Source organism: Phocaeicola plebeius (assembly GCF_003437535.1).
Lineage (GTDB): Bacteria > Bacteroidota > Bacteroidia > Bacteroidales > Bacteroidaceae > Phocaeicola > Phocaeicola plebeius_A.
Window position 1 is genome coordinate 50,267 of the sequence record NZ_QSQT01000013.1, and the last position, 23,184, is coordinate 73,450.

Annotated in this window: 18 protein-coding genes; 7 read left to right on the forward strand and 11 right to left on the reverse strand. The window is 44.3% G+C overall.

What is annotated here, in order from left to right; all coding sequences use genetic code 11:
- Positions 1-27: 27 nt before the first annotated feature.
- The gene (locus tag DXD04_RS08295; RefSeq protein ID WP_117672528.1) at positions 28-4,338 is read left to right on the forward strand and encodes a hybrid sensor histidine kinase/response regulator transcription factor; all 4,311 of its coding nucleotides are present in this window, start codon (positions 28-30) and stop codon (positions 4,336-4,338) included.
- 191 nt (positions 4,339-4,529) lie between these two features.
- Positions 4,530-5,009 carry an Lrp/AsnC family transcriptional regulator gene (locus DXD04_RS08300; RefSeq protein WP_007563271.1) on the forward strand — a complete coding sequence of 160 codons (480 nt, stop codon included), beginning with the start codon at positions 4,530-4,532 and terminating at the stop codon, positions 5,007-5,009.
- Between the two features lie 11 nt (positions 5,010-5,020).
- Here DXD04_RS08300 and DXD04_RS08305 read toward each other — a convergent pair whose 3' ends face one another.
- On the reverse strand, positions 5,021-5,515 hold the full coding sequence (locus DXD04_RS08305; RefSeq protein WP_117672530.1) for a dihydrofolate reductase: 495 nt from the start codon (positions 5,513-5,515) through the stop codon (positions 5,021-5,023).
- 18 nt (positions 5,516-5,533) lie between these two features.
- The gene (locus tag DXD04_RS08310) at positions 5,534-6,328 is read right to left on the reverse strand and encodes a thymidylate synthase (RefSeq protein ID WP_007563267.1); all 795 of its coding nucleotides are present in this window, start codon (positions 6,326-6,328) and stop codon (positions 5,534-5,536) included.
- Positions 6,329-6,402: 74 nt separating this feature from the next.
- Here DXD04_RS08310 and DXD04_RS08315 point away from each other — a divergent pair, with 74 nt between their 5' ends.
- Positions 6,403-7,815, forward strand: a complete 1,413-nt coding sequence (locus tag DXD04_RS08315; RefSeq protein ID WP_117672532.1) for a methyltransferase RsmF C-terminal domain-like protein — start codon at positions 6,403-6,405, stop codon at positions 7,813-7,815.
- 190 nt (positions 7,816-8,005) lie between these two features.
- Here the strand turns inward: DXD04_RS08315 and DXD04_RS08320 are convergent, their stop codons facing one another.
- From DXD04_RS08320 to DXD04_RS08340, 5 genes are read right to left on the reverse strand one after another with little or no spacing between them, the layout of a single operon-like run.
- On the reverse strand, positions 8,006-9,340 hold the full coding sequence (locus DXD04_RS08320) for a TolC family protein (RefSeq protein WP_117672534.1): 1,335 nt from the start codon (positions 9,338-9,340) through the stop codon (positions 8,006-8,008).
- A 3-nt stretch (positions 9,341-9,343) separates the two neighbouring features.
- Positions 9,344-10,441 carry an efflux RND transporter periplasmic adaptor subunit gene (locus tag DXD04_RS08325; RefSeq protein ID WP_117672537.1) on the reverse strand — a complete coding sequence of 366 codons (1,098 nt, stop codon included), beginning with the start codon at positions 10,439-10,441 and terminating at the stop codon, positions 9,344-9,346.
- A gap of 36 nt (positions 10,442-10,477) precedes the next feature.
- A complete protein-coding gene (locus DXD04_RS08330; protein WP_117672539.1) occupies positions 10,478-11,722 on the reverse strand; it encodes an ABC transporter permease in 1,245 nt (414 codons plus the stop codon).
- Positions 11,723-11,724: 2 nt separating this feature from the next.
- Positions 11,725-12,975 (reverse strand): ABC transporter permease, encoded by a 1,251-nt coding sequence (locus tag DXD04_RS08335; RefSeq protein WP_117672541.1) that lies wholly within the window; start codon positions 12,973-12,975, stop codon positions 11,725-11,727.
- Between the two features lie 10 nt (positions 12,976-12,985).
- Positions 12,986-13,705 (reverse strand): ABC transporter ATP-binding protein, encoded by a 720-nt coding sequence (locus DXD04_RS08340; RefSeq protein ID WP_117672543.1) that lies wholly within the window; start codon positions 13,703-13,705, stop codon positions 12,986-12,988.
- A 148-nt stretch (positions 13,706-13,853) separates the two neighbouring features.
- Between DXD04_RS08340 and DXD04_RS08345 the strand changes: the two genes are divergently transcribed.
- Positions 13,854-14,828, forward strand: a complete 975-nt coding sequence (locus DXD04_RS08345) for an ROK family protein (RefSeq protein WP_022052666.1) — start codon at positions 13,854-13,856, stop codon at positions 14,826-14,828.
- A 56-nt stretch (positions 14,829-14,884) separates the two neighbouring features.
- On the opposite strand, the gene DXD04_RS08350 is transcribed toward DXD04_RS08345, so the two are convergent.
- Positions 14,885-16,108, reverse strand: coding sequence for a DUF4861 domain-containing protein (locus tag DXD04_RS08350; RefSeq protein ID WP_117672545.1), 1,224 nt, complete (start codon positions 16,106-16,108; stop codon positions 14,885-14,887).
- Positions 16,109-16,425: 317 nt separating this feature from the next.
- Here DXD04_RS08350 and DXD04_RS08355 point away from each other — a divergent pair, with 317 nt between their 5' ends.
- Genes DXD04_RS08355 through DXD04_RS08365 form a run of 3 tightly spaced genes read left to right on the forward strand, consistent with a single transcriptional unit; the run spans position 16,426 to position 19,005 of the window.
- Entirely contained in the window at positions 16,426-17,283 is an 858-nt protein-coding gene (locus DXD04_RS08355; RefSeq protein WP_007563250.1) for an enoyl-ACP reductase FabI, read from the forward strand.
- A 6-nt stretch (positions 17,284-17,289) separates the two neighbouring features.
- Complete coding sequence (locus DXD04_RS08360; protein WP_117672547.1) at positions 17,290-18,282, forward strand: gliding motility protein GldB-related protein; 993 nt, start codon at positions 17,290-17,292, stop codon at positions 18,280-18,282.
- An 18-nt stretch (positions 18,283-18,300) separates the two neighbouring features.
- The gene (locus DXD04_RS08365) at positions 18,301-19,005 is read left to right on the forward strand and encodes an SAM-dependent methyltransferase (protein WP_117672549.1); all 705 of its coding nucleotides are present in this window, start codon (positions 18,301-18,303) and stop codon (positions 19,003-19,005) included.
- Between the two features lie 4 nt (positions 19,006-19,009).
- Here DXD04_RS08365 and DXD04_RS08370 read toward each other — a convergent pair whose 3' ends face one another.
- The 3 genes from DXD04_RS08370 to DXD04_RS08380 form a co-directional block, all read right to left on the reverse strand.
- The gene (locus tag DXD04_RS08370) at positions 19,010-19,993 is read right to left on the reverse strand and encodes a hypothetical protein (protein WP_117672551.1); all 984 of its coding nucleotides are present in this window, start codon (positions 19,991-19,993) and stop codon (positions 19,010-19,012) included.
- A 52-nt stretch (positions 19,994-20,045) separates the two neighbouring features.
- Positions 20,046-20,897, reverse strand: a complete 852-nt coding sequence (lipA, locus tag DXD04_RS08375) for a lipoyl synthase (RefSeq protein ID WP_117672553.1) — start codon at positions 20,895-20,897, stop codon at positions 20,046-20,048.
- Between the two features lie 76 nt (positions 20,898-20,973).
- Positions 20,974-23,172, reverse strand: coding sequence for a S9 family peptidase (locus DXD04_RS08380; RefSeq protein WP_117672555.1), 2,199 nt, complete (start codon positions 23,170-23,172; stop codon positions 20,974-20,976).
- Positions 23,173-23,184 lie beyond the last annotated feature (12 nt).

The window sequence follows — 23,184 nt, forward strand, 5'->3', positions numbered from 1 at the left end:
CAAATAATTTATACAAAATAAGGCGGAATGAACAGGTTATTCTTCTTCGTATTCTTTTTAATAGTATCGTGTGTAGAAGGTATTAAGGCTTCGGTGGATGTACGTTCCACTCGTTTTACAACTACATCTGGGCTAGGGAACAATTCAGTCAGATACATGTATCAGGACAGTAAGGGATTTATCTGGATGGGTACCCTTAATGGCCTTAGTCGTTTTGATGGAACTTCTTTTGTTACATTCCGTCCTCGAAAAGGAAATAAACCCTCCTTGCCGGATCATCGTGTACAGGAAATTGTAGAGGATCAGAATTGTTTCTTATGGATAAAAACAACTGGCGAGTTGGTAGGATGTTACGATTTGAAAAAAGACTGTTTTGTAGATTTTACGGGGAGTGGTGAATATTTACGTCATTATTGGAATGTCTATTTTGTCAATAATAATGAAGCTTGGGTAACGGGAGAAAGAGAAGGATGCCGGTTAATACGTTATCAGAAGGACCGTTCTTTTACCTCAATCGCCTTCGATACTCGTAATGGGCTTGCGTCGAATCTTATTCGCGATTTGAGGGTAGGTGCAGAAGGTTGGGTATGGATTGCCACAGGAAAAGGGCTTTATTATTGGGATGGAAAGAAACTCCATGCGGTGGATAAGCGTATGGAGTTTAGGAAAATAGCAGTTTATGGGCAGAAAACCTATTTTTTGGCAAATAAAGGAGGGGTTTATACTTTCCGGAATGGGTCATTAAAAAAGGAAGTTTCTATTGAAGGAGATTTTACTTATTATGATAACCTGATATTAGGTAAGAAATGGCTGATTTTTAGTGGTACCAGCACGTGGTGTTTTGACTTTGATACGAATGCTTTGACTTTGGCCGAAGAGGCACTTCAAATAAAAAGAGCGAAGGTTATTAAAGATAATAGAGGAGAATCGTGGGTTTATGGAAATAATGGAGTGCTGACTTGGATTGACTCACAGTCGGGGAAGGTGACACCTTTTTTATTGATGCCGGAAGAGAAACGCAATTATGTGGATCGGGAACGTTATTATGTGGTACACGATTCACGTGGAATTATTTGGATTGGAACTTATGGAAACGGTCTGTTTGTATATGATGTGGCAAACGGACAAATGAAACATATCGTGGCCGACTCAGACAATACGCAAAGTCAGATTGGCTCAGATTTTCTGCAATGTGTCATAGAAGACCATTCTGGCAATATATGGGTAAGTTCTGAATATACGGGTGTGTCCCGTTTGGAAGTCTTGAATGAAGGTACGCTTCGTATTTTCCCGGCTGGAGAAGGGAAGTTTAATCGTTCGAATACGGTGCGTACCTTACATCGTCGTTCTTCGGGAGATATTATTCTTGGAACCCGTGATGGAAAAATGTATGCATATGATTCACATTTGAATAACAAGAAGGAAGAAACTGCTTATGGGAGTAATATTTATGCAGTAGTGGAGGATATGGATGGAGTTCAATGGTATGCTTCGCGTACGAAAGGACTGATAGTAGGTAATCATGTGTACACACATAATCCTTCTGATTCGTCTTCTTTGGGGTCAAATCAAGTCTTTTGTTTGTTGAAAGACAGCAAAAACCGTATATGGGTTGGAACTTTTGAAGGAGGGCTTGATTTGGCCATTCCGGGTAAGACGGGTTATAGTTTCCGCCATTTTTTAACTTCCACTTACGGACAACGTCAGGTTCGGGTAATTTTTGAAGATAATAACCGTTGGATATGGGTTGGAACCAGTGAGGGTGTTTATGTGTTCCATCCAGATAAGCTGTTGAAAGATCCTTCTGCTTATTATAGCTATACCTTTGATAACGGAATGCTGAGAAGTAACGAAATCCGGAGTATTGCTTCTGACGGAAAAGGGCATATCCTGGTAGCAGAATCGGGAGCCGGATTTTCGGTTTGTTCTCTTCCGAAAAACGGGGATTATAGTCAACTGAAGTTTGAGCATTTTGGACCGGAAGATGGTTTGGTTAACGGAATGGTACAAACTTTTGTGCCGGATATGAATGGTAAAATATGGATTACCACAGAATTTGGTGTTTCTTGTTTTGATACACTTCGTAAGACGTTCGAGAATTATTTTTTCTCTACAAATATGCTGGGCAATGTGTATGCCGAGAATTGTGGACTAAGTTTGGATGACGGTCGTATTGCCTTTGGTACAAACTATGGATTGACGGTGATTGATCCGCGTAGAGTGAAACATCCGGAAAGTAAAACGAAAGTTACATTTACAGATTTGCGGTTGAATGGCATTTCTGTCAGTCCCGATGAACCGGATTCTCCCTTGGATATGTCCTTGGCTTATGCCTCAGAGGTGAATTTACAGTATTATCAAAGTTCTTTTGTGGTAGAGTTTTCTACGTTTGACTATTCGGGAGCTGGAGGTTCTAAATTCAGTTACAAGCTTGAAAACTATGATAAGGGGTGGAGTGTTCCTTCGTCCTTGAACTTTGCTGCTTACAAAAATCTTTCTCCCGGGACCTATTATCTTCATGTAAAAGCGTCTGATGCTTCCGGATTATGGGGAGCGGAGGAGTCTGTATTGAAGATTGTGGTGAATCCTCCTTTCTGGAAAACACCGTGGGCTTATATTTTGTATGTGATAGTGATAGCTGTATTGTTGTACATTGTATTCCGTATTATACGTAATATGAATACTTTGCGCAACAAGATTAAGGTAGAGGAACAGCTTACCGAGTACAAACTGGTGTTCTTTACCAATATTTCACATGAGTTCCGTACGCCGTTGACGCTGATACAAGGTGCGTTGGAGAAAATTCACCGTTTGAAAGTACCTAAGGAGATGGCATACTCTCTTAAGATTATGGACAAGAGTACGGAACGTATGTTGCGTTTGATTAATCAGTTGCTTGAATTCCGTAAGATGCAGAATAATAAACTGGCCTTGTCACTGGAAGAGACAGATGTGATAGCTTTCCTGTATGAAATTTATTTGAGCTTCAAGGATGCGGCAGAATCAAAAAACATGGAGTTCCGTTTTATTCCTTCTTGCCAGTCGTACCGGATGTTTATTGATAAGGGAAATGTAGATAAGGTAGTATATAATATTTTGTCTAATGCTTTTAAATACACTCCGTCAAAAGGAAAGATTGAGTTTGTGGTGAATGTAGACGAAGCGGCCGGTAAACTGAAAATGAGTGTGTCTGATACGGGGGTCGGCATTCCTAAAGAAAAACGGGGAGAATTGTTCAAGCGGTTCATGCAAAGTAATTTCTCTGGTGACAGTGTAGGAGTAGGTCTGCATCTGACACATGAACTGGTCAATGTGCATAAAGGAACAATTACGTATGAAGAGAATCCGGGAGGAGGCTCCATCTTTATTGTGACTTTGCCAACGGATAAATCTGTATATGAAGAAAAAGATTTTCTTGTGCCGAACAATGTACTTCTGCGTGAAGAAGAGAGGGCCGAAAAGCATTTGGCAGATGTGGTATTGAAAGATGAAGAAGGATTGGAGGAAGTTCTTCCGGTGAATCCGCTGAATAAATACAAAGTCTTGATTGTGGAGGATGATAATGATGTGCGTGAATTCCTGAAAGAGGAGCTGGGGGTATATTTTGAGGTTGTAGCAGAAGCCGACGGAGATGCAGGATTGGAACGTGCGCGTAATTATGATGCGGACTTGATTATCAGTGATGTGGTCATGCCGGGATGTTCAGGTTTTGAACTGACACGGAAATTGAAGACTGATTTTAATACCAGTCATATTCCGGTTATTCTGCTGACGGCCATGACTTCTGTAGACAATCATGTGAAAGGAGTGGAATGTGGAGCCGACGCTTACATCACGAAACCGTTTAGTCCGCGACTGTTGTTGACACGTGCGTTTAAGTTGATAGAACAGCGTGAAAAACTGAAGGAGAAATTCTCGCATGACCCGAATCAGGTGCGTCCGGCTCTTTGTTCCTCTGATAAGGATAAATTCTTTGTAGAGAAGATGGGGCGCATTATGGAAACGCAACTGGGAAATCCTCAGTTTACCGTAGATGAGTTTGCTTCCATGATGGGGGTAGGACGTTCTATCTTTTATCGTAAGGTGCGAGGTGTAACAGGTTATTCTCCAAATGAATACATACGTATTATGCGAATGAAAAAAGCGGCAGAACTGCTTTCTTCTCCAGAAAATCTGACGGTGGCCGAGGTTTCGTATCAGGTAGGTATTAATGATCCGTTTTATTTTAGTAAGTGCTTTAAACTTCAGTTTGGTGTGACTCCTTCCGTCTATCAAAAAGGAGGAAGAGGAGAAAAGGAAAAAGAAGAGGGTGCTGATTCTGAAGTAAAAGAAGAGTAAGTTGTATCTCTGATCTTTCTTTGCTATTTAGAAATTGCAAAATTAAAAAATGCATGGTCGATATCGTAAATATTTGATGAAAAATGCCGGTTCTTCTGCAAAGTTCATGGTTAAAGGCATGTAAAAGTAATAAATATTGAAATTATATAAAGAAAAAGTATTACCTTTGCATGAATACAAAAACATAGAAGATGGGACATCATCAATTAGACAGTTTAGACGAACAAATTCTGCGTATGATCGCAGGCAATGCACGTATTCCATTCTTGGAAGTGGCACGTGCTTGTAATGTATCGGGAGCCGCTATTCATCAGCGAATTCAGAAGTTGACGAACCTGGGAATTCTGAAGGGTTCAGAATTTATCATTGATCCGGAAAAGATAGGTTATGAAACCTGTGCTTACATCGGTTTGTATTTGAAGGATCCGGAACAGTTTGACACTGTAACAGAAGCTTTGAAGTTTATTCCGGAAGTCGTGGAATGTCATTTTACGACAGGGCAGTATGACATGTTCATCAAGATTTATGCAAAGAACAATCATCACTTGCTGGAAATTATCCACGATAAACTTCAACCGTTGGGCTTGTCGCGCTCGGAAACAATTATTTCTTTCCGTGAAGCTATCAAGCGCCAGATGCCGATAATGGATCTGGCGAATGATGAAGATTAAAATCGCGACGCTTATTTTTGCGTACGTTCGTAATCCACGAAACTATAGGAGTAGAGATGCTTTTCGTCTGTCGGATGGCATTCTCTACTTTTTTCTTTCCATAGCTCTGGACTTACTTCCGGGAAGAAGGCATCGGCGGGTGCCTGCTCATCGTCTACTTCCGTAAGGTACAGGCGGTCGGCCAATGGGAGTGCTTCCGTGTAAAGAGTAGCTCCCCCGATGATAAATACCTCTTCGTCTTCTTTGCAGGTATGCAGGGCATCGGCCAGTGTGTGAAAACATTCCGCACCTTCAAAGTGCAGTTCCTGACGGCTGAGTACCACGTTTCTCCGGTTGGGGAGAGCTCCTTTCGGAAGAGATTCAAACGTGTGGCGTCCCATAATGATGGTATGTCCGGTGGTCAGTGCCTTGAAGCGTTTTAAGTCGTTGGGCAGCCAGTAGAGCAACTTGTTCTGATAGCCTATTCCTCTTTTCTGGTTGATGGCTGCAATGATGGATAGTGTCATGTCTGAGGGTTTTAATGTTTATACAGATACTTTTCCGGCAATGTGAGGCCAGGGGTCATAATTCTCTAACTGAAAATCTTCATAGTGGAAGCTGAAAATATCTTTCACGTCCGGATTGATTTTCATGGTAGGCAGGGGGCGCGGGGTACGGGTAAGCTGCAGGTCTACCTGTTCCAGGTGATTCAGGTAAATATGGGCATCACCGAGGGTATGAATGAAGTCGCCCGCTTTCAAGCCGGTAACCTGTGCCATCATCTGCAGCAGCAGGGCATACGATGCGATATTAAAAGGTACTCCCAAAAAGGTATCGGCACTGCGTTGGTACATTTGCAGGCTGAGGCGGCCGTTGGCTACATAAAACTGAAAGAATGCATGACAGGGCGGAAGATTCATGTTGTTCAGGTCGCCCACGTTCCATGCACTGACAATGATGCGTCGTGAGTCGGGATTATGCTTGATGGTTTCCACGGCTTCCGAAATCTGGTCGATGAACTTGCCATCATAACCTGGCCATGAACGCCACTGGTAACCGTAGATGTGTCCTAAATCGCCGTTTTCATCTGCCCATTCGTTCCAGATTCTGACCCCGTTTTCTTGCAGATATTTCACGTTGGTATCTCCTTGTAAGAACCAGAGCAGTTCATGGATGATGGATTTCAAGTGAAGTTTCTTGGTCGTGACAAGCGGGAAGCCCTCTTCCAGGTTGAAGCGCATCTGATGTCCGAACACGCTGATGGTGCCCGTTCCGGTACGGTCTTCTTTTCGTACTCCTTCCGTACGGATGCGGTGCAACAAATCGAGATATTGTTTCATGATTGGATTTTTTTGTTTGTGCAAAGGTAGCTAATTTTTTTGTATTTTTGCCGCCGTAATCAATTGCTGGAAACATGAATTTACCTTCTGATTTTATCCTCCGTACGCGTGAGTTGCTGGGAGATGTGGAGTTTGCTGCTTTGACCGAAGCATTGGAAAAAGATACGCCTGTCAGTATTCGTATGAATACCGATAAATGTGGCCTTGTTCCGCTGGAAAGCACCTCTGTGCCCTGGTGTCGCGAAGGATATTACCTGTCCGGTCGTCCGTCGTTTACGTTCGACCCCTTGTTTCATGCGGGCTGTTATTATGTGCAGGAAGCTTCGTCCATGTTCCTGGAACAGGCGTTACGTCAGTATGTGCACGAGCCGGTCACGATGCTCGATTTGTGCGCGGCTCCGGGAGGGAAATCTACCTTGGCCCGTAGCGTACTTCCGGAAGGCAGCTTGCTGGTGGCCAATGAGGTGATGCGCAACCGTTCGCAGGTGCTGGCTGAGAATCTGATAAAATGGGGAAATCCGGGGGTGATTGTAACCAATAATGATCCGGCTGATTTTACAGAATTAGGCCCGCTGTTCGATGTGATTCTGACAGATGTACCCTGTTCGGGGGAAGGAATGTTCCGCAAGGATGAAGTGGCCGTGCAGGAATGGAGCATAGAGAATGTGGACACCTGCTGGCAACGGCAGCGCCGTATTTTGCGGGATATATGGCCTTGCCTGAAGACTGGAGGACTGCTGATTTATAGCACGTGCACATATAATCGGGAGGAAAATGAGGACAATGTGGCATGGATTGCTCAAGAACTTGGGGCAGAGGTACTTCCTTTGGAGACGCAGCCGGACTGGCGCATTACGGGAAATCTGACCGGTACGGAGTTTCCGGTTTACCGTTTCTTGCCTCATAAGACTACGGGTGAAGGTCTGTTTCTGGCAGTGCTGCGGAAAACAGCGGATGAGCCCGCGGTGAGTGTGCGGACAAAGACCGGTGGAAAGGCTTCCAAAAAAGGAAAAGGGGGTAAGGTGGTTGCGCTTCAAGTACCTAAGGAAATGAAAGCCTGGGTGCAGGGAGCCGGAGACTATGTGTTTGAAGTAAATGACAGTGAAGCGATGGCCTTTCCTGCTGCCTATAAAGATACGTATGACCTGCTGAAGAGCCAGCTGCGCATACTGCATGCCGGAATTTCTTTGGGAGAATTGAAGGGAAAGGACTGGCAGCCTTCGCATGCACTGGCTATGAGTACCGTTTTTGAGAGAGATTCGTTCCCGATGGCTGAACTGACTTACTCACAGGCCATTGCTTATTTGCGGAAAGAAGCGGTCGTGCTTTCACCGGAAGTGCCGAGAGGGTATGTGACACTTACTTATCAAGGTCAGGTATTAGGATTTGCCAAGAATATCGGTAACCGGGCCAATAACTTGTACCCGCAGGAGTGGCGAATCCGAAGCGGATATTTGCCGGAAATTATTCCGGATTTATTCGGATAAAAAACACCTTTACGTTTACGCTAAAACGCAAGTACGTTTCGATTCAAACGCAAGTACGTTTTACTTGAAACGCAAGTGCATTTTAATCAAAACGCAAGTACGTTTTCCTTCAAACGCAAGTGCGTTTTTCAGGAGGAATTCAAGCGTTTTGATTAAAAGTATGCAACTTGCTGATATGTAGGATATTATTCTATTTCAATGTGAGGGGAATTCCTTTATAAAAATCCAGTATTTTGGTACGGAACAGGTAGTCGTACTTAGCTTGTACACAGTCGGACACCGCTTTCATCCAGTTGGTTCGTGCCTCGTTGTATTCCGTAGCGTTTGCTTTTCCGTACATGTATTTTTCTTTCATCAGCTTGAAAGAGGCTTCTGCTGCTTCATCTGCCACCTGACTGCTCTGGTATTTGCTTTCTGCATTGACAGCATTGTAGTAGGCTTGCTGGATTTCCTTGTAAAGTTTCTTTTTGGTTTCTTCCAGTTGCCAGTTTAAGGTAGTCTGTTCAAGGCGTGCCGTACGTACCCGGTTACGTGTGCTTAGTCGGTTGAAGATGGGAATGCTTAACGAGAGGCCTACATACTGGCTGAAATTATCTTTCAACTGAGAGTGGAAGCTCGGATTTTCTCTTCCCGATACATTATAATAGCTTGTTCCCAGTCCGGCTCCGAAGTTTAGTTGCGGATAATAGGCACTTTGTGCAATGCGGATGCTGCGTGCAGCTCCTTCCAGGCGGTATTGTGCAGCCTTAATGGACGGTTTGGTCAGTAAGGCCTGACTGTAGATTTCGGCAGGAGGAGTCAGTGTACCGAACAACTGCTCAGGCTGGATGTCGGGAGAAACAATCCGGAAATTGTCGGGAGAGGGCAGTTCCAGCAACTGGCTTAAATCGAGCAGAGACAGACGGTAGTCATTCTCAGCCTGCACCAGTGACAACTGGTCTTGTGCCACGCGCGACTTGGCTTCATACCATTCCGCTTCAGATGCCTTTCCATTCTTGAAATAGGCTTCCTTTTGTGCCAGCATTTCCTGACTTAACTCTACCTGCTGCCGGGCTATCTTGACCAGTTCTTCGTTGAACAACACCTGCAGATAGGCAGAGGCTACCTCAATGCTGATGTCTTCTTTGGCCTTGTTCAAATCTTCGGTAGCCGCTTTCAGGTTCAGTTTGGAGAGCGCAATGTTGTTGGGTATTTGCATACCGGTGAACAAAGGTACGCTCGTACTCAGGTTGAGGCCGGTGTTCTGTGTGTTGATACTCTGGTACGTATTGTTGGCCTGCAAGCTTCGTCCGAAGTTGAAAGAGTGAGAGGCACTACCGTTCAGGTCGGGCAGACGGCTCCATTTGGCGGTGTTCAGTTCCACTTCGCTTTTGTCGCGTGCGGCTTCCTGTTGTTTGACGGTCAGGTTATGAGCAATGGCATAGTCGATGCAGCGAGTCAAGTCCCATGCCTTCTGTGCTTGTGTGCCATTGGCCAACAGCATGCTGATGCTCAGTGCTGTCAGTAATTTGGTATTGATTTTCATGGCTTACATTTCTTTTTTAAGTCCGCGAATCGATTCGTTGGCTTTCAGCCCGCTTTTAATCTCGATGTTCACTCCGTCGCTGATACCGGTCTGTACCTGACGGCGGGTAAACTTCTGTGTCGGTACGCTGTCTGTCAGTACATATACGAAAGTGGAGTCACCGCTGAACTCAATGGCACTTTCCGGTACGGTCAGGGCATTGTTGGCCCGCTGGAGTTCGATTTCCGCATTGGCACTGTAGCCGGAGCGGATGGTGATGCTGTCGGGCACCGTGATGGCAGCCTTGATTTCGAACTGGTTGGCCCCGTTATTTTCTACGCTTTTAGGAGAGATGTATTCCAGTACGGCATCGAATTTCATGTCCTGTAAGGCTCCCAATGTGATTTTTACAGGAGTTCCTTCGTGAATACGTCCCACTTCTGTTTCGTCCACGTTACCTCTGAAGATAAGGTCGCTCATATCGGCCACGGTGGCGATGGTGGTACCGTCGTTGAATGTATTGCTCATGATGACCGAGTTACCTACCTTGATGGGGACATCCAGAATCAGTCCGTCAATCGTAGAACGAATCAGCGTGCTGCTGAAGGAGGCACTGCTTTTGGTGATACCTTCTTTCACGATTTCCAGGTTGTCTTTGGCAGCCTGGAGTTCTTCTCTGGCTTGTTTGGCTGCTAATAGAGTCTTTTCGTACTCCTCGCTGCTCACCAGTTTGCTCTGGTAAAGCTTCTCCATACGTTCCAGGTCGGTTTCTGCCTGACGGCCGTTGATTTCAGCCAAACGTACACGACTTTCGGCAGAGTTGAGCGAGCCTAATTCGGGGATTACCTTGACTTTGGCAATGATTTCTCCTTTTTTCACCGTTTCTCCGGCCTCCTTGTAGACTTCGGATATGATACCGGAAATCTGCGGCTTGATTTGCACCTCATCGCGTGGCTCAATTTTTCCGGTAGCCACGGTGATTTGTGCCAAATCGGTGGTTTTGGTGTGGAGAATATCGTAGGCCGTATCTTTCGGCTGCGACTTCTGATAAAGGAATACAAATGTGCCGATAAAGATGAGCGCAATCAGCACCAGCGAAATAATCTTGATGTACTTTTTCATATCAACTTTGGTTTTTTGTTTGTCTTGTGGTTTTATTTATTCGTCGCGTATGGCCTCAATGGGTTTGATGCTCATGGCCCGGTAGGCAGGAGCCAGTCCGGCTAACAGTCCTAAAATCAGGAGGAGAGCACAAGCACCGATTGCCTGCCAGAAACTGATTTGAAATTCGGTGGGAGAGGTCGGGGTGGAGGTCCCCATTTCTGTCAGGTTCAACAGGAAGACGGCAAAGGAAATGCCGGCCATACCTGCCAGGATGGTCAGTACCATACTCTCGGAAAGAATCTGCGACAGAATGTCGTTCGGGCGTGCCCCGATGGCACGACGTATACCGATTTCGGTGGTTCGTTCCTTAACCGTAACCATCATGATGTTGCTTACACCGATGGCTCCTGCCAGCAGGGTGCCGAGACCGACCATCCATCCCAAAATCCGGATGCCGGAAAACAGGTTGTCTACCATGCTGAACATGGCTTCAGCGTTGACTAAAATAACGGCCTGCCCGTCGTCCGGATGAATCAGGTGTGCTTTTTTGACCACTTGCTCTACCTTTTTCTCTACTTCACCGATGGAGTATCCTTTGCGGGCCGTATAGCAGAGCAGCTGCACGTTCTGTCCGAAGTTGTAGTTCTGCTGCATGGTGGAAAACGGGATGATGACCGACGTTTCGGACTGTCCTTGTATGGAAATGTTTCCTACCGCCATGCTTACTCCGATTACCCGGTAATAGATGCCATTGACTTCAATGAACTTTCCGCAAGGGTCTTCCCCTCCCGGAAACAAGGTCTCGTAAATACGCTTTCCAATCACACAGACTTTCCGCTGGTCGCGTATGTCAATGTCATTGATGAACCGTCCGAACACGATATTCGGTTCTTCTATTTTCTGGTATTCCGGATAAAGTCCTTTCAGCGTACCTGAGATTTTATTTTCATTATAAATGGCATTGATGCCCCATTTGGCCAGTGTGGCAGTCACGGTTTCCAGTTCGCTGACCTGTTTTCTCACACGTTCCACATCCTTGTTTTCCAAGTCCCAGTATCTGCCTTGCTGAAAACCTTTGTAGGCCTTGCTCGTCTTGTTTGTGCCTAAAAAGCCGGAATTGGTGGCAAAGCCTTCAAACTGGCGCGAAAGCATTTGTTGTAGCCCTTTGGCACCTTCCATCAGGGAAATCAGCATGAATATTCCCCAGAAAATACCGAAGGCAGTCAGGAAGCTTCTGGTTTTGTTGCGGGTGATAGTGAGAAGAATCTCTTCCCATGTATCTAAATCAAATCGTCTCATGGTCAGTCTGCTCTAAGTGCTTCAATGGGTCGGATTCTGGCCGCTTTTCTTGCAGGGAAAAGTCCTGCCAGCGTACCGGCGATAACTAATGTCAAAGTAGCTTCTATGGCAATGGACAAGTCTACTGTCGGGTTTTCGAAAAAGGTCATCGAAAAGACACCCATGTCCATGGTCTGTTTGCCTGCTACCTGATTCATGTATTCCGTCACGGCAATGCCTGCCACCATGCCGATGTAGCCGAAGAAAGTCGTGATAGTCACACTTTCAGAGATAATCAGCCAGAGGATGGAAGCGGGTTTAGCTCCCAGGGCTTTTCGGATGCCGAATTCGTGCGTGCGTTCGCGGACGGTAATCAGCATGATGTTGCTCACTCCTACGATGCCGCTGAGCAGGGTAAAGATTCCGATTACCCAGATGGCAGTATGCAGGATTTGGGTGGCCGTCTGCTGTTGCAGGTATTGTGTAAAGCGGTTCCATATCCAGATGGCTCCTTCGTCGGTAGGCGAGAATTGTTTCTTCAACCCTAAAGCCTGCCGGTATTCCGCCTCAAATTGTTCGTTGGTAGCTTCATCGGCCAGTCCTTTGGTTGTAAATGTGATGTTGTCTATGCTGTCACCCTTCTGATAGATGGTTTGCAGGGTAGTGAATGGCACGAGAGCAGAAGGCGAAAAACTGTTCTGGTCGGTATAGATACCTACCACCTGATAGGGTACACCTTGTGCGTTCAGGTATTTCCCGATGGGAGAAGTGTGAGGAAAGAGGTTCTTTACCGTTTTTTCATGCAGTACGATAATTTTTCGCCGCTCCTCCATGTCGCGTGCGTTGACGAAGCGTCCCTCTTTAATCTTGATGGCTTCAAGTGAAGGATAATTGGGAAAAACTCCGTTGATTCCGATACTGAGGGCTTCTTTTCCGTAAGTAAGAATGACATCACTTTTGCTGACGGTGGCACCGGTTTGGATGATGTGGTCAGGAAATGAAGTGGCGGTGAGTTCGCGGTCACTCTCTTTCAGGTAAATGCTACGGCCCTCTTTCATTCCTTTGTAAGGTTGTGAGGTCATGCCCGGGTAGATTTTCATGGAGTTCATAATCATGCCTTTCGACTGGTTCTCAAAGGCATGGATGAGACCGTTTCCGGCTCCCAGTAATACAATCAGCATGAAGATGCCCCATGCTACGGAAAAGCCGGTCAGCAGGGTGCGCAACTTATTGCGCATGATGGTTCCGTAGATTTCTTGTATTAATTCTGTCATGGCTGGTGTTTTATTTCATGAATCCGTTTTTGCCAAATGGAGATGCATTGTGGTCAATGTTGTCTTCTATGCGCTCTATCAGTCCGTCCTTGATATGGATAATCTTATCGGTCTGGTTGGCGACTCCGCTTTCGTGGGTGACCACTACGATGGTCAGTCCTTCTTTCTCGTGCAGTTCCTTTAGAATCTGCATGACTTCCACCGATGTCTTACTGTCCAATGCTCCGGTCGGTTCGTCTGCTAAAATGATTTCAGGCTTTGAAATTAATGCGCGTGCAATGGCTACACGTTGTTTTTGTCCGCCCGACATTTCATTCGGGAGGTGGTGTGCCCATTCTTTTAATCCTAATTTATCCAGGTATTCCATGGCTAACAGGTTGCGCTTTTTCCGGCTTACACCTTGATAAAATAAGGGAAGGGCTACATTCTCCATGGCGTTCTTGAAAGAAATAAGGTTGAACGACTGGAAGATGAAGCCGATCATACGGTTGCGGTACTCGGCGGCCTTGCTTTCGCTCAGGTCACGAATCAGTACATCGTTCAGGTAATATTCTCCTGAATCATAGTTGTCTAATATGCCCAAGATGTTCAGAAGGGTAGATTTTCCGGAACCGGAAGAACCCATGATGGAAACGAATTCTCCTTTATTAATATGGAGGTTGATACCTTTAAGTACATGAAGGGGAGTACCATTGTAATAGGTTTTGTGAACGTTTTCTAAGTGTATCATTTGGTTTGTGTGAATTTATTGATTTATCAGGTCTCGCAAAAATAAGAAAAGTGGAAAGCTTCGAAAAATAATGCGTTAAAAATTTGCTCTGTTTTTACTGATTATTTACTTTTGTCCGTAGATAATTAACCCTAAATAGAGAAATGTCATGACAATAAACATGGAAAAACCTTATGTGGTAGGTATGGACATTGGCGGAACAAACACTGTATTTGGTGTAGTTGACTCACGTGGTAATGTGTTGGCTTCTGATTCTGTCAAGACACAGCAATATGAAAACATTGACGACTATGTTGATGCTGTATGTAAGAAACTTCTTCCTCTGTTGTCACAGTTTGGTGGAGCTGAAAAAATAAAAGGTATGGGAGTGGGTGCTCCTAACGGAAACTACTATAGCGGTACTATTGAATTTGCACCTAACTTGCCTTGGAAAGGAATCATTCCTCTGGCTTCAATGTTTGAAGAACGTCTGGGTATTCCGACTGCACTGACTAACGATGCCAATGCGGCTGCTATCGGAGAAATGACTTACGGTGCCGCTCGTGGTATGAAAGATTTTATCATGATTACCTTAGGTACCGGTGTTGGTAGTGGTATCGTAATCAACGGACAGCTGGTTTATGGTCATGACGGATTTGCCGGTGAATTGGGTCATGTGATCGTTGATCGTAACGGTCGTGCATGCGGATGCGGTCGTAAGGGATGTTTGGAAACTTACTGCTCTGCTACCGGAGTAGCTCGCACTGCACGCGAATTCCTGGTACAGCGCACAGAACCAAGTTTGCTGAGAAATGTTCCGGCAGATGAAATTCAGTCAAAAGACGTGTACGATGCAGCTGTGAAGGGTGACAAGCTGGCTCAGGACATTTTTGAATTTACAGGTCGTATTTTGGGACAGGCTTTGGCTGATTTCATTGCTTTCTCAAGTCCTGAAGCGATTGTATTGTTCGGTGGTCTGGCTAAGTCTGGTGATTACATCATGAAGCCGATTCAGAAAGCTATCGATGAAAACATCCTGAAGATTTATGCTGGAAAAACAAAATTGTTGCTTTCTCAGTTGAAAGATGCAGATGCAGCTGTATTAGGTGCAAGTGCATTGGGATGGGAAGTAAAAGAAAACTAATGTATTTATAATAAAAAAATCAGCCCCGGCAATTTGTCGGGGCTGATTTTTTATTCTTATTTTTCGATGGTTATTTTGCAGGGTTGTTCAAGGGATTTTTTCCATTCTTGTGCGTAAGAGAACCATGTGTTTGAATCAGGGAATCCGAATGTTTCCTTACGTGAAGTAAACATGGTGTAGTACCGGAAACTCTTTTCTTGGGGGGCGCTGACGGTGTACAGGAAATTTTCCTTGTCTTTAGCTTCCTTTCTGATGTATTTCTTTGGTATATAAGTCGCCAGACCGACTGTTTCTTTTTTGTATTTGATGGTGTCGCCTACGGGCCAGTCGGTTCCCCAGCTGGCAACCAGTCCCTCGTGATCGGAATACATGGTAGCGCTGTAACCGATATTTTGCACTCCTGTGCAGAAGGTCTCTTTATCTAAAGGCTGGTCAAACAATACGTCTACTTGTGCGTCGCGGTGTCCGGCATATAGTGTGTAGCGGTTAATCATATTCAGTTCCTTTCCCTGGTATTCCCAACCTTTTACTTCTGCGTCGGCAATGGTACGTACCGGACCGCTGGCGATGAGGCGTTGTCCGCGGAAGGCCACAGGCTGAATGTCGGTAGCTTGTGAACCGTCCCATCCTCTTAATGTTCCGGCTCCGCAACTGCCTCTTACCAGAATCACGTCATCTCCGAATCCTTTTTGTAATTGTTCGTCTGTAGGATAGAACATACTTTCTTCTATTTCCAGACCTTTATTGAACTTTCCGTATAAATCGGTTGTCTGTTTCTCGTTAAAATAGATGCGGTAGGCCACCAGCTCGCTTTCGAATGCAATACCGTGATGTTGCAGAATAGTGTAAGTGTAACTGTCGCCCGGAGCGTATACAGCTGTGCCATGAGCATATTCATTTGATTTGGCTGTGCGGAACAGCATTTCTGCAAACACACGGGCTGGATAGGTCTTGTTTGTCTTGACAGAGGAAAGAGTCAGGGTGAATACTTTCTTGGATTGCGCCGGCAAATTAGTCACGAAAGCCAGTTCATCAGCTCTTAAATCGAAGTTTAAATCGTCCAACTGTGAAGGTATTTCATTGTTCCCTTCTTTCACAACGGCCGATTTAACGGTGAATCCTGTATTTAAAGAATGAATATCAATCACTACAGGTTCGTCGGTTTTAGCTGTATTCCAAGGGTTTTCAACAATCACTTTAATGGTCTTTTCTGCCGTTTGGGCACAAAGCATACTCCCGCTGTAAATGAAAGCGAGGCAAAGAGTGGGAAACTTTTTCATTGTAATAATGTGTTTATATATAAGATTAATGTGATTCACGTATGTTTCTTTAAGCTATTATCCTCCTGAACATGCTGCCTTCACAGGGGACATGCAGGAGGATAATAAATCTAATTCTAACCTAAATAATATTATGAAAAACCTTTTTTATTCAGGATGCAAAAATAAGCTTTCTGTTTGATATACGCTTGCAATTTTTGATTTTATCAGTGAAAAAACTGAGCATAATTTTACGTGATTGAATATTTTGGCCTTATAAATGTAAATAATGTAAATAAAGTTTGTATCTTTGCCCCAAATTTATAATTGAAAATAATATGAGTTATAATTTGCTGAAAGGAAAAAGAGGTATTATTTTTGGTGCATTGAACGAACAGTCTATCGCTTGGAAAGTGGCAGAAAAGGCTGTAGAAGAAGGTGCCGTTATCACACTCTCTAATACCCCTGTAGCAGTACGTATGGGTGAGGTCTCTGCTTTGGCGGAAAAATTAAACTGTGAAGTGATTCCGGCTGACGCTACCTCTGTAGAAGATTTGGAAAATGTCTTTAAGCGTTCAATGGAGGTATTGGGAGGAAAGATTGACTTTGTACTTCATTCTATCGGTATGTCTCCAAATGTTCGTAAAAAACGTACTTACGACGATTTGGACTATGACATGTTGAGTAAAACATTGGATATTTCAGCCGTTTCATTCCATAAAATGATTCAATCTGCCAAGAAGTTGGATGCCATCAATGAATACGGTTCTATCGTAGCTTTGAGTTATGTAGCTGCACAGCGTACATTCTATGGTTATAATGATATGGCAGACGCAAAGGCTTTGCTGGAATCAATTGCTCGTAGCTTCGGTTATATTTACGGACGTGAACACCATGTACGTATCAATACTATCTCTCAGTCACCGACTATGACTACTGCCGGATCGGGTGTGAAAGGTATGGACAAGTTGTTCGACTTTGCTAACCGTATGTCTCCTCTGGGCAATGCATCGGCTGATGAATGTGCTGATTACTGTATCGTAATGTTCTCTGACCTGACCCGTAAGGTGACTATGCAGAACTTGTTCCACGATGGTGGTTTCTCCAGCGTAGGTATGAGCTTGAGAGCTATGGCAACTTATGAAAAGGGGCTGGATGAATATAAAGATGCCAATGGCAATATAATTTACGGATAATATTGAATGTATCGGCTTATTTTTATATTACTGAGTATAATCGTCTTTTCTGCCTGTCGTTCTGACAAGCAGAAAGACGATTTTTCGTTTTCAGGAATAAAGATAGCCCGATATGACCGCTTGCAGTATGAAGCAACTGTGCAGAACAGTTTCTTTTCCCTGCAACGGATGAATACTGAATTTTCCCAGGAGACGCGTCTGCTGATAGAGGAAGTACTTGATTTGGGTTCTGTGGATATGGTAGACATGAACGACCGTTTGTGTGCTTATTTCTCAGATTCCATATTGGTACATTTAATGGAAGATGTGGGAGAGAAGTTTAAGGATGTAAGCAATCTTGAACAGCATCTGACACGGGGATTCAGCAACCTGAAAAAAGAAATTCATGAGTTGCCGGTTCCGCAGATTTATACGCAGATTTCTGCCCTGAATCAGTCTGTCGTTGTTGGAGACAGTATTTTGGGAATCAGTCTGGACAAGTATATGGGGAGTGACTATCCTCTCTATAAAAAATATTATTACGCAAACCAGCGACGCTCGATGTCGCCGGAATACATCGTGCCTGATTGCTTTACCTTTTATTTGCTGGGACAGTATCCTTTCTTGTGGCAGGAAGGTCATCGTTCTTTGATGGATATTCTGTTGTATCGGGGGAAAATAGCCTGGGTTGTGGAAACTATTCTTGAAGGAAATGGAAGTGGCAAAACGGCTTTGGGCTACTCCAAGGAAGAAATAAAATGGTGCGAGCAGCACGAAAAAGAACTTTGGGAGGAAATCCGTCAGAACCATTATATGAGGACTACCGATCCAATGATTATTCGCTCGTATGTATCTTCTAACACACGGCTTCTGTTTAACGGTGAAAAGACTCCTCCTTTCTTGGGAATATGGCTGGGGATGAAGGCTGTAGAGCGATATATGAAGAAGCATCCGGAAATGACTCTAAAGAGTTTGTTGGAATGTACGGATTATTCTGGAATGATAAAAGAATTAAACTGATTGACTTAAAGATTCCTTATGGAAGTTGCATTGTATTTGTTGCCTGTTACTTTAGGTGATACGGCTATCGAAAAGGTTTTACCCTCTTATAATCGGGAGATAATTGTCAATATAAAGCATTTTATAGTGGAAGATGTGCGCTCGGCACGTCGCTTTTTGAAAAAGGTGGATGCGGATATTTGTATTGATGAGCTTACTTTTTATCCGTTGAACAAGCATACTTCTCCGGAAGCTATATCGGGTTATCTTGCTCCGCTTGCAGAGGGACACTCCATGGGAGTTATTTCCGAGGCTGGCTGTCCGGCTGTGGCCGATCCGGGAGCCGATGTGGTAGCTATTGCCCAGAAGCGGAATTTTAAGGTGGTTCCTCTGGTAGGGCCTTCTTCTATTATCTTGTCGGTGATGGGTTCAGGATTTAACGGACAGAGTTTTGCTTTTCATGGGTATCTACCGATAGAACCGGCTGACCGCATGCGCCGTTTAAAAGAACTGGAAGCACGTGTTTATTCCGAAAACCAGACCCAGTTGTTTATCGAAACTCCTTATCGCAACCATAAGATGCTGGAAGACATTTTGAAAACTTGTCGTCCGCAAACGAAATTGTGTATTGCGGCCAATATAACTTGTGAAGGAGAATTTATCCAGACCAAAACCGTTAAGGAATGGAAGGGAAAGTTACCGGAGCTGAATAAGATTCCTTGTATCTTCCTGATTTATAAGTAGTATCTTATTTGAATTCTTTCCATATCTGGGCCACCATGTGCAGACGGTCACATTCAATTCTTAGTTCGTTACTGAACTTTTCCGGATTTTGTCTGATGTCTTCACAGGTAAAGAAGTATCCTTCCGAGAGTTTGAATTCATCTTCATGGCTGACAGGAAGTATATATAACTGTACAAAAGCCGGTGTACTGCCTTGTGTACGGTAGCTAAGTATGAGTCTTGGTATGAACTTTTTCTTATGTGTAGTTTGAGAAGTTGACTGATGTTTTTTTATCAGGTTCTTTGCGTGACGTTGGCTTTTTCTTAACGGTCCGTCAAATAAAGTCTTGATAGGAGCATCCCAAATCGTTGTGTTTTCTGCATGCGGGGTAAGATATATTTTCCCGTTGCAGATAGGAATAATCCGTATGATATGTTGCTCTCGTGGTGATTGTGTGGCGGCAATTTGTATTCCTACGATGTTAATGACCAGACATATTACGTAAATAAGTGTAGGAATCAAATAGATGATTCCAAAGTTATTTTCAGGGGAAAAGGGAATCAGCTTGTTGTACAGGAAAAACAAAATAATCAAGTGGATGCTGGAAAAAATCACGATTATTTTTGCTTCCAATAGGTAAGAAGAAGTGAAATTAAGATGAAACTTCTTCAAAAAATTCCGATAAATTTCCGGGGCTGTTACATGGATGAAGGCACATATTAACAGCATGAATTCCAATGAAGGAGTCAGACTGTTCTTAGGGATGTATTCATATCCGGTGAACAATCTTAAAAGGAAGCAGACACCAATTCCGATAGTTCCCTGCAAAAGGAAGAAATTAAGTCCTTTCAGGCGCAACACATCATAAAGCAGTCCCGCAATGCTGATAGCAAGTCCTGTTCCCAACATGGCGGTCGTTGGGAACAGATGAATGCCTATCAGTGTGATAATGATAGGAAGCAATCCAAATGATACAATTTTATCTTTGTATTTGAGCAATAGATTCATCGTTGAAAAGCATCTGTTGATAAAATTGCAACAAATGGAAAAAGAAAATTGTTCATTGTCTGCGGAGATGTTTTTCAGCATGGTAAGAAGAACGGACCAGCGGACCGCTTTCTACAATTTCAAATCCTTTGGCTTCACCTATTTCTTTGAATTTCTTGAACTGGTCTGGATGGATGTATTCTGCTACCGGATAGTGCTTGGCTGTTGGTTGCAGGTATTGTCCGATGGTCAGTATCTGGCAACCGTTCTGTAGCAGGTCGTCCATCGTTTCTTCTACTTCTTCTATGGTTTCTCCCAACCCCACCATGATACCGGATTTGGCCTTTAGTCCATTTTCTGCAATCTGACGGATAACTTTCAGGCTGGTATCATAATCTGCTACACTTCTGACCTGTGGACTGAGACGGCGGACGGTTTCTAGGTTGTGTGAAAGAATATCGGGACGTGTTTCAATGACCTGTTGCAATAATTCGCTGTGGCCTTGAAAATCGGGAATAAGTGCCTCTATGGTGGTGTCAGGACACAATTTTCGGATGGCCATCAGGGTAGCAGCCCAGTGTGAGGCACCTAAATCCTTTAAATCATCCCGGTCGACAGAGGTGATGACCGCGTGGTCAAGCTTCATGAGTTGGATGGACTGGGCCACTCTGAGCGGTTCTTCCGGATCCAATGGGAGAGGTCTTCCGGTTTGTGTATTGCAGAACTTGCAGGAACGGGTACAGATGGCTCCTCCAATCATGAAGGTGGCGGTGCCTTTTCCCCAGCACTCACCTAAGTTGGGACAGCGTCCACTGCTGCAGATGGTATGAAGCTTATGAGTATCTACAATGCGTTTGGTTTCAGTATATCGGGCATTGGTGCCAATCTGGATTTTTAGCCAATCAGGCTTTCTGATGTGTGTCATAGTGGTAAGATAAAAGAACAAAGAAAAACAGATGACACCAGTTTCTTGTGACTGGTGTCATCTGCTACATGAAATATTATAGGTTCTGCAGGAAGAAATTAGCCACTCTGTTCATCAGGTGGTTGCGGGTATTTCCTCCGAAGATACTATGATTACGGTTGGTGTAAATCTGTGTATCAAACTGGATGTTTGCCTGTACCAGTGCTTCACTGTACTCCATGAAATTCTGCAAGTGTACGTTGTCGTCTGCACTTCCATGAATGAGCAGCAGCTTTCCTTTCAGCTTGGATGCCCGGCTGATGGCAGAAGAAGCCTGGTAACCGTCACCGTTTTCTTTCGGTGTGCGCATGAAGCGTTCGGTATAGACTGAGTCATAGAATCTCCAGTCTGTCGGAGCGGCAATGGCAACTCCGGCCTTGAATGCGCCTGAACCTTCGCTCATTGACATCAACGTGTTGTATCCTCCATAGCTCCAGCCCCAGATACCAATACGGCTTCCATCTACGTAAGGCAGAGTAGAGAGGTATTTAGCTGCTTCAGCCTGGTCGGTAGCTTCTTTCACGCCGATAGAAAGGTAAGTGCATTTTTCGAATGCTGCTCCTCTACCTCCAGTACCACGTCCGTCCACGCAGACCATGATATAGCCTTTATCGCACATTACAGCTTCGAACATACCCCCGTCACTGAAGCTTCCGATACCCCACTTGTCGAGTACTTGCTGAGAGCCGGGACCACTATATTGGTGCATGATTACCGGATATTTCTTGGAAGGATTGAAGTTGGCCGGTTTCATCATCCAACCGTTCAGTTCTACTCCTTCACTGGTTTTGAAAGAGAAAAACTCTTTTGTCGGCATGTTTAGCTGAGCTGTTTTGCTTTTCAGTTCTTTGTTGTCAAGCAGTGTAACCATTTCCTGACCCTTGTTGTTGTTCAGCGTAATAAGGGTAGGAGTCTGCGCGCTGGAATACGTGTTGATGTAATAATTCAGATTTTTGCTGAATAACGCACTGTTTGTTCCGGTACGTGTAGAAAGTTTGGTCTTTTTACCTTTTCCGTCAATCTTGTACACCGCAGTGCGCAAGGGGCTTCCTTCGTTGCTGGTGTAATAGAAAACATTTGCTTTCTGGTCCCATCCCAGGAAATCTTTTACCTCAAATTCTCCTTTTGTGATTTGTTTCACCAGGTTTCCTCCAATGGTGTACAGATAAAGGTGGTTGTATCCGTCACGTTCACTCATCATGACGATGTGTTCCGGATAGAATGCAATGTCTGAATAGGCTTGCTCTTTAATGTACTGCTCTGCTTCGTCGCGGATGGCTACTTTGCAGATGGCACTGCGTGGGTTGGCCATATAAAGGTCGAAGCGGTTCTGGTGGCGATTCAATGTCATGATGGCCAGCTTTTCCGGATCATCTGTGAATTTGATGCGAGGTACATAACCGTCAGAATCTACAGGAAGTTCCATTTTACGGGTTACACGACTTTTTATGTCAAAAGAATGTACGCTAACCTTGGAGTTTACAACTCCTGCTTTGGGATATTTGTAGTCATAGCTTCCCGGATAGGTGGTGTACTCTGTTTTTTCTGGAGCCATACCCTTATACCATGGGAAAGAGTACATGGGAACCTGGCTTTCATCGAAGCGGACGTATGCAATCATTTTACTATCTGCACTGAAATCGAAGGCGCGGTTATAGCTGAATTCTTCTTCATATACCCAGTCGGGAATACCGTTGAGCACCTTGTTATATTCTCCGTCTTTCGTTACCTGCGATTCGCTGTTACCGAAAAGCAGTTTGATAAGGTAGATGTTGTTGTTGCGCACAAACGCAATCTGGTGACTGTCGGGTGAGAACAAAGGAACCTGCTGCGGACCGTTGTTTGACAAAGGTTCAAGTGTACGGTTTCTCACATTGTATATATAATATACAGCTGTGAATGAACGACGGTAGATCGGTTTGGTCTCCGTTTGAATCAATATCAGACTTTCGTCCGGTGACATAATATAGTCATCGAAATTTTTCAACTTGTGGTTGCGGGCAGTGGCTACGTCAAAGATGGTAGCTACCTCTTTACCGGTCTTAAAAGAGTATTTGACGATTCGTTTGTGGTCCTTGCTGATCTGGGTGTAATGTTCACCGTCCAGCATCGGTTTTAATCCCTGTATACTTTGTGCGCGATAGGTACCGTTGGCTACATCCTGTAGTGTTACCTTTTGTGCCTGCAGAGTAACCAGGCACATTAGCGCATAAAAAAGTACAAAAAGTTTTTTCATGACTGTGTTATT